9 protein-coding genes are annotated in these 10229 nt (G+C 73.7%); 3 read left to right on the top strand and 6 right to left on the bottom strand.

Annotated features, from left to right (window positions below):
• Positions 1 to 36: 36 nt before the first annotated feature.
• Both ACWD6P_RS27880 and miaB read right to left on the bottom strand, forming a co-directional pair.
• A complete protein-coding gene (locus ACWD6P_RS27880) occupies positions 37 to 747 on the bottom strand; it encodes a class III extradiol dioxygenase subunit B-like domain-containing protein (protein ID WP_451446915.1) in 711 nt (236 codons plus the stop codon).
• Positions 748 to 789: 42 nt separating this feature from the next.
• The gene (miaB, locus tag ACWD6P_RS27875) at positions 790 to 2313 is read right to left on the bottom strand and encodes a tRNA (N6-isopentenyl adenosine(37)-C2)-methylthiotransferase MiaB (protein WP_451446914.1); all 1524 of its coding nucleotides are present in this window, start codon (positions 2311 to 2313) and stop codon (positions 790 to 792) included.
• A 219-nt stretch (positions 2314 to 2532) separates the two neighbouring features.
• Here miaB and ACWD6P_RS27870 point away from each other — a divergent pair, with 219 nt between their 5' ends.
• The 3 genes from ACWD6P_RS27870 (at position 2533) to ACWD6P_RS27860 (ending at position 5842) form a co-directional block, all read left to right on the top strand.
• Positions 2533 to 3510, top strand: coding sequence for an ATP-grasp domain-containing protein (locus ACWD6P_RS27870; RefSeq protein ID WP_451446913.1), 978 nt, complete (start codon positions 2533 to 2535; stop codon positions 3508 to 3510).
• Complete coding sequence (locus tag ACWD6P_RS27865; RefSeq protein ID WP_451446912.1) at positions 3507 to 4775, top strand: M20 metallopeptidase family protein; 1269 nt, start codon at positions 3507 to 3509, stop codon at positions 4773 to 4775. Before ACWD6P_RS27870 ends, ACWD6P_RS27865 begins: the two co-directional genes overlap by 4 nt.
• Before the next feature lie 71 nt (positions 4776 to 4846).
• Positions 4847 to 5842, top strand: coding sequence for a TAXI family TRAP transporter solute-binding subunit (locus tag ACWD6P_RS27860; protein WP_451446911.1), 996 nt, complete (start codon positions 4847 to 4849; stop codon positions 5840 to 5842).
• Between the two features lie 30 nt (positions 5843 to 5872).
• Here the strand turns inward: ACWD6P_RS27860 and ACWD6P_RS27855 are convergent, their stop codons facing one another.
• The 4 genes from ACWD6P_RS27855 to ACWD6P_RS27840 form a co-directional block, all read right to left on the bottom strand.
• Positions 5873 to 7321 (bottom strand): DEAD/DEAH box helicase, encoded by a 1449-nt coding sequence (locus ACWD6P_RS27855; protein ID WP_451446910.1) that lies wholly within the window; start codon positions 7319 to 7321, stop codon positions 5873 to 5875.
• A 94-nt stretch (positions 7322 to 7415) separates the two neighbouring features.
• Positions 7416 to 7619 carry a cold-shock protein gene (locus tag ACWD6P_RS27850; RefSeq protein ID WP_384434400.1) on the bottom strand — a complete coding sequence of 68 codons (204 nt, stop codon included), beginning with the start codon at positions 7617 to 7619 and terminating at the stop codon, positions 7416 to 7418.
• Between the two features lie 191 nt (positions 7620 to 7810).
• Positions 7811 to 9226, bottom strand: a complete 1416-nt coding sequence (locus tag ACWD6P_RS27845; protein WP_451446909.1) for a sensor histidine kinase — start codon at positions 9224 to 9226, stop codon at positions 7811 to 7813.
• Between the two features lie 16 nt (positions 9227 to 9242).
• A complete protein-coding gene (locus ACWD6P_RS27840) occupies positions 9243 to 9965 on the bottom strand; it encodes a response regulator transcription factor (RefSeq protein ID WP_451446908.1) in 723 nt (240 codons plus the stop codon).
• Between the last annotated feature and the right edge of the window lie 264 nt (positions 9966 to 10229).

Here is a 10229-nt window from a genome sequence, read left to right as displayed (position 1 = left end):
GGTGACCCACCCCGCGGCCGCTGCCGTGCCCGGGGGCTACGACCAGGCGGCCACGAAGTAGCCCACGCCGTACGGGGCCTCCTCGCGCAGCAGCCGGCCGGTCAGGCCCGCGCCCTCGGCGGCGCCCGCCAGGACCTGCCAGGAGGACCGTCCGGACGCCTGGAGGCCGGCCGCCAGCTCCTCGTCGAGCGCGGTCAGCGCCGGGAGGTCGGCGGCGCCCAGGGCGCGGCCCGCCGCGGCGTCGAAGCCCTCGGCCCGCTCGTCGAAGTAGCCGGGCGCCTTCACCGTCCGGCAGGCGCTGCCGTCGCCCATCACCAGCAGCGCCACCCGGGGCGCGGCCCCGGCGAGCTCCCGGCCGGTCTCCAGGCACCGCTCACGGGGCAGCGACTGCGCCACGCCCAGCCCCTCCACGGGGGCGTCGTCCCAGTCCGTACGGGACAGCAGCCAGGCGCCGACGGCCAGCGACGGCGGCAGCTCCCGCCCGGGTGCGGTCTCCGCGGCTCCCAGCGTGACCCGGAGGTCGACGCCGAAACCGCGGAAGGAGCCGATGGCGCCCTGCGGGTGCCCGCCCCGGCCGGCCCGCTCCGCGGGGCCGAGGACCACCAGCCGGTCCGGGCGGGCCGCCGCCAGCACACCGACCGCGTCCAGGCAGGCGGCGCGCAGCGCGTCCAGCTCGGGTGCGGCACCGGCGGCCACGTCGGGGACGAGCAGCGGCGGGCAGGGGCAGATGGCGGCGGCTACGAGCATGACACGCAGCGTAACGCCCCGGGCCCGGTCACCGGCCGCGGGTCAGTCGCAGCCGCAGCCGGCCGCGGGCGCGGGGCTGGGCGCCGGGGCCCCGATGGTGGGCAGGCCCAGCAGGACGCCCTTGGGCTGCTCGGCCGGCGTGGCGTTGCGCTTCTCCCAGGCGTCGCCGGCCCGGGTGCGGCGGACCTCCTTGGCCGGGCCCTCCGCCAGGAGGTGGTGCGGCGCGGCGTAGGTGATCTCCACGGTCACCACGTCACCGGGCCGGACCGGCTCCTCGGGGCGGGTGAAGTGCACCAGACGGTTGTCGGGGGCGCGGCCCGACAGCCGCCGCGTGGCGTCGTCCTTGCGGCCCTCGCCCTCGGCGACCAGGACCTCCAGCGTGCGCCCGACCTGCTTCTTGTTCTCCTCCCAGGAGATCTCCTCCTGGAGGGCGACCAGGCGCTCGTAGCGCTCCTGGACGACGGCCTTGGGGATCTGGCCCTCCATGTCGGCCGCCGGGGTGCCGGGGCGCTTGGAGTACTGGAAGGTGAAGGCCTGCGCGAAGCGGGACTCGCGGACCGTGTGCAGGGTCTGCTCGAAGTCCTCCTCGGTCTCGCCCGGGAAGCCGACGATGATGTCCGTGGAGATCGCGGCGTCCGGCATGGCGGCGCGCACCTTCTCGATGATGCCGAGGAAGCGCTCCTGGCGGTACGAGCGGCGCATCGCCTTCAGGACGCGGTCGGAGCCGGACTGCAGCGGCATGTGCAGCTGCGGCATGACGTTCGGCGTCTCGGCCATCGCGGCGATCACGTCGTCGGTGAAGTCGCGCGGGTGCGGCGAGGTGAAGCGGACCCGCTCCAGGCCCTCGATCTTCCCGCAGGCCCGCAGCAGCTTGCTGAACGCCTCGCGGTCGCCGATGTCCGAGCCGTACGCGTTGACGTTCTGGCCGAGCAGGGTGATCTCGCTGACGCCCTCGGCGACCAGGGCCTCGACCTCGGCGAGGATGTCGCCGGGCCGGCGGTCCTTCTCCTTGCCGCGCAGCGCCGGGACGATACAGAAGGTGCAGGTGTTGTTACAGCCGACCGAGATGGAGACCCACGCGGCGTACGCGCTCTCGCGCCGGGTGGGCAGCGTCGAGGGGAACGCCTCCAGCGACTCGGCGATCTCGACCTGGGCCTCCTCCTGGACGCGGGCACGCTCCAGCAGGACCGGCAGCTTGCCGATGTTGTGCGTGCCGAAGACCACATCGACCCAGGGGGCCTTCTTGACGATGGTGTCGCGGTCCTTCTGGGCGAGGCAGCCGCCCACGGCGATCTGCATGCCGGGGCGCGCGGCCTTCTTCGGGGCGAGCTGCCCGAGGTTTCCGTAGAGCCGGTTGTCGGCGTTCTCCCGCACCGCGCAGGTGTTGAAGACCACGACGTCGGCGCCCTCGCCGCCCTTGGGCGCGGGCACATATCCGGCCTCTTCCAGCAGCCCGGACAGCCGCTCGGAGTCATGGACGTTCATCTGGCACCCGTAGGTGCGGATTTCGTAGCTCTTGGGGTTTCGAACGTCCACGGCGTGGCTCCGGTCGCTGCTGCTGGTCATTCCTCAAGGGTAAGGGGGTGCCGGGGAAGCGCCGTCCCCGGCAGCCGGGAGCCGGTCCGCCGGCCGCGGGCGGGCGGGGCGGGGGCGGGCGAGACGCCGCGCAAGGGACCGTTTCCGGACGTCCGGCGGTGCCGACGAGCCCCGGTTCCGGGGTTCGCGGCTTTTCTCCGCTCCGAGGAGGACCATCGCTGCAGAGGGACGACCGAGGAGGGATTGCCCGTGCGCATCGCGCTGCTCATCGGTACCGCCGCGGAACTGGACAGCTGCCACGCCCTGTACGCCAACACCCTGATGTCCGAGGGGCACGAGGTGTGGATCGGCACGGTGAACGGGCTGTGCTCGGTGGGTGCCGAGATCCGCTGCCCGCTCGCGAAGCCCGACGGTGCCCTGGAGGCGTTCGCGCCGCTTTTGGGCAAGCCCGAGCAGCGCGACTTCGCGGACATCGACCTGGTGTGGGTGCTCAACTACCCCCATCCGTCGGTCGAGGAGGCGGCCTGGCAGCTGCTGTGGTGGCTCAACCAGCAGGTGCCGTTCGTGAACGACGTCACCGGGATCCTGATGCTCAACGCCAAGACCGCGCTGCCGGCCGTGGTCCCTCCCGGGCACCTTCCGCGCACGCTGGTGTCGAACTCCTTCAGTGAGCTGTGGGCCGAGTACCAGACCGCCCCGGAGGCCACCTGGCTCGTGAAGCCGCCCGGTGGCGACGCCGGTGCGGACGTCTACCTCCTGGAGCCCGGGTCGAGCAACAACCGGGTCCTGCTGCAGTCCATGACCGGCAACACGGCCCTGACCGACCTCCTCGCCAAGGGAGGCCTCATGGGCTTCGGCAACCGGTACTGCGTCCTCCAGGAGTACCTGCCCCATGCCGAGGAGAAGCGCGTGCTGATCGCGGCCGGCCGCCCGGTGGCCCAGCAGCTGCACCGGCTCGCCCCGGGCGAGCACCGGGGCAACACCGCCCACCGCGCCCAGTGCACCGATACCGCGCTGACCGCGGACGAGGAACGGCTGTGCCGGCGCATCGGCGGCCGGCTGCTGCGCCACGGCATCAGATTCGCCGGTGTCGACCTCGCCTACCCCTATGTCTTCGAGTTCAACATGGTCAACCCCGGCGGTCTGGACGAGCGCCGCGAACTCGGGCTGCCGGACCGGACCCCGCAGACCGTCCGCGCGCTGCTGGAGGCGGTGGGCGGACGGTGAGCGCGCAGCTTCCGCCGTCCGCCGCGGCGGCCGTCCCGCCCTGCGATCTGCTCGCCGCGGCCCGGGACCTGCTGCCCGGCATCGTGGCCGTACGGCGCGAGATCCACCGTGCGCCGGAGGTGGGGATCCAGCTGCCCCGGACGCAGGCGACGGTCCTGCGGGAGCTCGCCGGGCTGGACCTCGCGGTGTCGGTCGGCGCGGGCCTCAGCTCCGTCGTGGCGGTGCTGGAGGGCGCTCGTCCCGGGCGCACGATGCTGCTGCGCGCGGACATGGACGCCCTGCCGCAGCAGGAGGACACCGGACTCCCGTTCGCCTCGCAGGTGCCCGGTGTCATGCACGCCTGCGGTCATGACACGCACACGGCCATGCTCATCGGGGCGGCCCGGCTGCTCGCGGCCCGCCGGGACGCGCTGGCGGGCCGGGTGGTGTTCATGTTCCAGCCGGGGGAGGAGCTCGGCGGCGGTGCCGAGCGGATGATCGACGAGGGGCTGCTCTCCCCCGCCGACGGCCCTCCGGTCGACGGCGCCTTCGCCCTGCACATCGCGACCCGCCACGAGGCGGGAACGGTGCACCTGCGGCCGGGGCCCCAGTTCGCGGCCGCCGACACCCTGCGCATCACGGTGCACGGGCGGGCCGGGCACGCCGCCGCGCCGCACAAGGTGCTCGACCCCGTTCCGGTCGCCTGCGAGATCGTCCAGGCCCTGCAGACGATGGTGACCCGGACCATCGGCGCCTTCGAGCCCGTCGTCGTCACGGTCACCGCCATCACCGCGGGACGCGCCTGCAACGTCATCCCGGAGACCGCGGAGCTGTCCGGCACCTACCGCACGCTCTGCGAGGCGAGCCGGCAGGCCGTGCGCGACGGCATCACCAGGGTGGCCCACGGCGTGGCCGCCGCCCACGGGGCCACCGCGGACGTGGAGCTGGTCGACGGCTACCCGGCGCTGCACAACGATCCCGGCTTCACCGCCCTGGTGCGCGGCGCGGCATCCACGGTCGTGGGCCCCGCGAACGTGCGGGAACTGCCGCACCCGACGATGGGAGGCGAGGACTTCTCCTACGTCCTGCGACGCGTCCCCGGAGCGATGGCCTACCTCGGCGCGTGCCCGGCGGACCGTACACCGGGGGCCGCGCCCGACAACCACTCCAACCACGTGGTGTACGAGGAGGACGCGCTCGCCGTCGGGGCCGCCGTGCACTGCGCGGTCACCGAGGCGTTCCTCGCCGGTTTTGGGGACGGGCGACCCGCGGGTCCGCCCGGCTGACGATCTCCGCCCCTGCGGGAAGGGGGGCCCGCCCCTCCCCATCCGGCCGTTCGGCTGGCAGGATCCCGTCCATGTTCACCGCACTCCCCCGCACCGGCCGCCGCACCCTGCTGGCGGTGATCGCGGCGCTGGTCGCCCTCGGGCCGGCGCTGTGGTGGCTGCTGCCGACGGGCGGCGAGCCCGCCCCGGGCGGCCGGGTCACGCTGGCGACGGGCGTGCCGACCGGGGTGTACGCGCGCTACGGGGAGCTGCTGAAACAGGATCTGGCGCGCGACATGCCGGAGGTGGACCTGCGGCTGGCCCGCAGCGAGGGGTCGGTCGACAATCTGCGGCAGCTGGTCGCCGGGCGCGCGCAGTACACCATCGCGACGGCCGACGCGGTCGCCACGTACCGGGCCAGGGGCGAGCCCGGCGCGGACCGGCTGCGGGCCTGTGCGCGGCTGTACGACGACTACATGCAGCTGGTGGTGCCGAAGGGCTCCGCGGTGCGCTCGACGAAGGACCTGCGGCGGCTGCGGGTGGGCGTGGGCGCCGACGGCTCCGGCGTCCAGCTGATCACCCGGCGGCTGCTGGAGGCGGCCGGGCTGGACTTCGACAAGGACATCACGCCCGTGCGGGTCGGTATCGACCGGATGCCGAAACTGCTGGAGCGGGGGAAGCTGGACGCCTTCTTCTGGTCGGGCGGGCTGCCGACGACGGCGGTGCAGCTCCTCGCCCAGCGGTTCCCCGTCCGGCTGGTCCAGCTCGGTGATCTGACCGAGGGGCTGCACCGGCAGGGCGAGCGCACCCGCTACTACCGCGCGGCGGTGATGCCCGCCGACGCCTATCCGCGGGCCCAGGACGGCGAGGCGGTGAAGACCATCGCGGTGACGAACCTGCTGGTGACGACGGACCGCGCGGACGCCGCCCTCACCCAGGGCATCACCCGCACGGTCATCGACAGCCGCGACTGGATCGGGCGCGAGGTGCACGCCGCCCAGAAGGTGGACCTGCGGACGGCGGTGTTCACCGACCCGCTGCGGCTGCACGAGGGCGCCCGGCGCTACTACGTGTCCGTCAAGCCCTGAGCGCCCCGCCCGGCGGTCCTGCCGGAGGTGTCAGGCGCGCGGCGCCTGGGCGGTGCGGCGGGCGGGCCGGCCGCGGCCCGGGCGGCGGCGCCGGCCACCGCCGCCGTTCGCCCCGCCGCCCTTCGCCGCTCCGCTCGCACCGGAGCCGGCCGCCGGTGCCGGCGCGGCCAGCACGACCGGGACCCCGCTCGGGGTGCGCGCGCCGGTGATCCGCGCCAGCTCGGCGTCGCCGGGCCGGACCTTCGCGGTGCCCGGGGTGATCTTCGCCTGGCGCATCAGCCGGGTCATCTCCCGGCGCTCCCCCGGCGTGACGAGGGTGACGACGGTGCCGGACTCCCCGGCCCGCGCGGTCCGGCCGCCGCGGTGCAGGTAGTCCTTGGCCTCGGTCGGCGGATCGACGTTCACGACGAGGTCGAGGCCGTCGATGTGGATGCCGCGGGCGGCGACGTTGGTGGCGATCAGCGCGGCGGCCTGGCCGGTGCGGAACTGCTCCAGGGTGCGGGTGCGCTGCGGCTGGGTCTTGCCGCCGTGCAGCGCCGCGGCACGCACGCCCTGGGCGAGCAGATGCCGGGTGAGCCGGTCGGCACCGCGCTTGGTGTGCACGAACATGATCACCCGTCCCTCGCGGGCGGCGATCTCGGTGACGGTGGCGCGCTTGTCGGCGTCGTCGACGTACAGGACGTGGTGGTCCATGGTGGTGACGGTCGCGGCCGACGGGTCCACGGAGTGGGTGACCGGGTCGGTCAGGAAGCGGCGTACGAGCTTGTCGACGTTGCGGTCGAGAGTGGCGGAGAACAGCATCCGCTGACCGTCCGGGTCGACCTGCTCCATCAGCCGGGTGACCTGCGGCAGAAAGCCCATGTCGGTCATCTGGTCGGCCTCGTCGAGCACCGTGACGGCGACCTGGTCGAGCTTGCAGGCCCGCCGGTCCAGCAGGTCCGCGAGCCGGCCGGGCGTGGCGACGAGCACCTCGGTGCCCTTGCGCAGCGTCTCGACCTGGCGGTTGATCGAGGTGCCGCCGACGACCGTGGCCGTGCGCAGTCCCAGCGCCTGGGCGTAGGGGGCGAGCGCCTCGGCGACCTGGCCGGCGAGTTCCCGGGTCGGCACCAGCACCAGCGCCAGGGGGCGCTTGCTCTCGGCGCGCCGGCCCGCCGTACGGCTGAGCAGCGCGAGCCCGAAGGCGAGGGTCTTGCCGGAGCCGGTCCGCCCGCGCCCGAGGACATCGCGGCCCGCGAGGGTCGCGGGGAGGGTGGCGGCCTGGATGGGGAACGGCCGGGTGACGCCCTGTGCGCGCAGCGCGGGGAGCAGGGCCGGTGCCAGCGGAAACTCGTCGAAGGAGTCGGCCGGCGCGGGGGACGCCGGTGCGGACGTCTGGGGGGCGGCGCTCGGTCGCGATGCGGTCGCTCGTGTCACGGAATGCCCTTCAGGGAGAGGAACGGTGAGGTCGTGCCGGTCGCGCACGCTCCCGTGGGGCGGCACTCGGTGGCCGAGGGGACGGGGATGCGGTGCTGCATACGGGTGGGGCCCGCACCGGGCTGGCCGGTGCGGGCCCCGTCCGCGGGACGCGGGGGCGTCAGGCGGGGATGATGTTCTCCGCCTGCGGGCCCTTGGGGCCCTGGGTCACGTCGAACGTGACCTTCTGGCCCTCCAGGAGCTCACGGAAGCCCTGGGACTGGATGTTCGAGTAGTGGGCGAAGACGTCGGGGCCGCCGCCGTCCTGCTCGATGAAGCCGAAGCCCTTTTCCGAGTTGAACCACTTGACGGTGCCGGAAGCCATGTTTTTCTCCTTCATGGGGCAAACCGGAGACCGCACCTCGCGGCCTCCCTGTCGCCGAGATGATTGCCCCACACCGGAAACCTCCGGAAAACAAGGAACGCCCGGGGCTACCAGCCTCCGGGCGCACACAAAGTTCATGGGTACCACAACTGCAACGTCATTCAAGGTAGCACACTCGGCCGGGGCCCTGGTCAGGGTGCGGTGCGGGGGACGGTGACGGTGACCTTCAGCCCGTGCGGCGGATGCGGCGCATAGTCGATGGCCGCGCCGCCCGCGGTGAGCAGCGTGCGGGTGATCGACAGCCCGAGCCCGGATCCGGAGACGTTCTGGTGGCGGCCGCTGCGCCAGAAGCGGTCGCCGATCCGGGCGAGCTCGTCGTCAGTCAGGCCGGGGCCGCGGTCGGCCACGGTGATGCGGACGCACTCCCCGTCCGGTGCCACGCCGACGGTGACGGGCCGGCCGGCGGGGGTGAACTTCAGGGCGTTGTCGACGACGGCGTCCAGGGCGCTGGAGAGGGCGATCGGGTCGGCCCAGCCGGTGACGGCGCTGTGCCCCTCGTAGGTGAGGTCAACGCCCTTGTCGTCGGCCAACGGGCGCCAGGAGTCGACGCGTTCGGCGGCCAGCGCCGCGACGTCGGTGAGCTGGAGGTCGGCGGCGGTGTGCTCGGCGAGCGCGAGGTCGAGCAGGTCGTCCAGGACGCGGGCCAGCCGCTTGCCCTCGGTGCGGACCGAGGCGATCTCCTCGTTGCCCTCGGGCAGTTCGAGGGCGAGCAGCTCGATCCGCAGCAGCAGCGCGGCCAGCGGGTTGCGCAGCTGGTGGGAGGCGTCGGCGACGAAGGCACGCTGCTGCTCCAGGACCTCCTCGACGTTGTCGGCCATCTCGTTGAACGAGCGGGCCAGCCGGCGCAGTTCGGGCGGGCCCGCGGTGGCGGCGACCCGGGACTTCAGCCGCCCGGTGGCGATGTCGTGGCTGGCCACGTCCAGGACGCGGACGGGCCGCAGCACCCAGCCGGTGAGCCGGAAGGCCGCGGCGACCGCGACCAGCATCGCCGCGCACTCGCCGGCCGCGATCAGCAGCCAGCCGTGCAGGACGCGCGAACGCATCTGCCCGGTCGGCGAGTCGGTGACGACGACGGCGACCACGTCGCCGTCGCGGATGACCGGTGAGGCGACCGGGATCCGGCCGTCCTCGTCCCAGGGCCAGACCTGGTGCGGATCGTGGCTGCGGCGGCCGGCCAGCGCCTCGCTGAAGGCCTGGGCGCCCTCGCCGCCGTCGGGCACCGGCAGGTCGCGCGGGGCCGCGGCCATCGGCGTGCGGTCGCGGTAGAAGACGCCGGCGCGTATCCCGTAGAGGTCGTAGTAGCGCGCCAGCTCGGCGCTGAGGGTGGCGCGCCGCTCGTCCTCCTCGGGGGTCTGGTTCCGGGCGTCGGCGTCGGGGCGGGCGGTGACGAACTGGGCGAGGGAGGCGAAGCGGGCGGCGTCGTCGATCCGGTCGACGACCACCCGCTGCTGCTCCACACCGGCCGTGATGACGCCGAGCGGGAGGCCGAGCGCGAGCAGCACACCGGCCATCAGGACGATGAGGAGCGGAAGGAGTCGGGTGCGCACGGGCCGGCGGCGGTCTTCAGGAGGCCGGGGAGGCGGGGACGACGAGGCGGTAGCCGACCCCGCGCACCGTCTCTATCAGAGCGGGCATGCGCAGTTTGGCGCGGAGTGAGGCGATATGCACCTCCAGTGTCCGGCCGGTGCCCTCCCAGCTCGTCCGCCACACCTCGCTGATGATCTGCTCCCGGCGGAAGACCACCCCGGGCCGCTGGGCGAGCAGCGCCAGCAGGTCGAACTCCTTGCGGGTGAGCGGGACCACGGCGCCGTCCACGGACACCTGGCGGGTGGGCAGTTCGACGGTGACCGCGCCCAGGCGCAGCGTGTGGCCGTCGGCGCTCTCCTCGGCCGGCTGCTCGCCGCCGCGCTCCGGCGAGGGCACCGTGCGCCGGCTCACCGCGTGGATGCGCGCCAGCAGCTCACCGGTGTCGTACGGCTTGACGACGTAGTCGTCCGCGCCGAGGTTGAGGCCGTGGATGCGCGAGCGCACATCGGACCGCGCGGTGACCATGATCACGGGGATGGCGCAGATCCTGCGGATCCGGCCGCACACCTCGAAGCCGTCCTGGTCGGGCAGCCCGAGGTCGAGCAGCACCACCGCGAAGGGCTCGGCGTCGTCGGGCAGCAGGGCCTTGAGCGCCTCCTCGCCGTTGCGCGCATGGACGACGGCCAGGCCGTGCCGGGCGAGCACCGCGGACAGGGCCGCGGCGACATGATCGTCGTCCTCGACGAGCAGCAGTCTCATTCAGGCCTCCTCCCGAGTGCGTGCGTAACAGGCCAAAGGGCATCTACGGCGATGGGGAGCGTGCGCGTCAAGAGGCGGCCACCTCCGGGCCGCCATCCGTTACCCAGCCGGTACTCCCGCGGCAAACACACCGTGCTGCTGACCGTCACCCCTCCTCACACAGCGTGTTCCGCTGCGACCGGATCGTTATCCTCAAGTTCCCCTCAGATGTAATGACGCTGGTCGCGGGGCGTCCTAGGGTCCTCCCCAACCGAGGAGGACGGA

The sequence above is a fragment of the Streptomyces sp. NPDC002446 genome (genome assembly GCF_053595675.1).
This window is presented reverse-complemented; position numbering and strand designations above follow the sequence as displayed.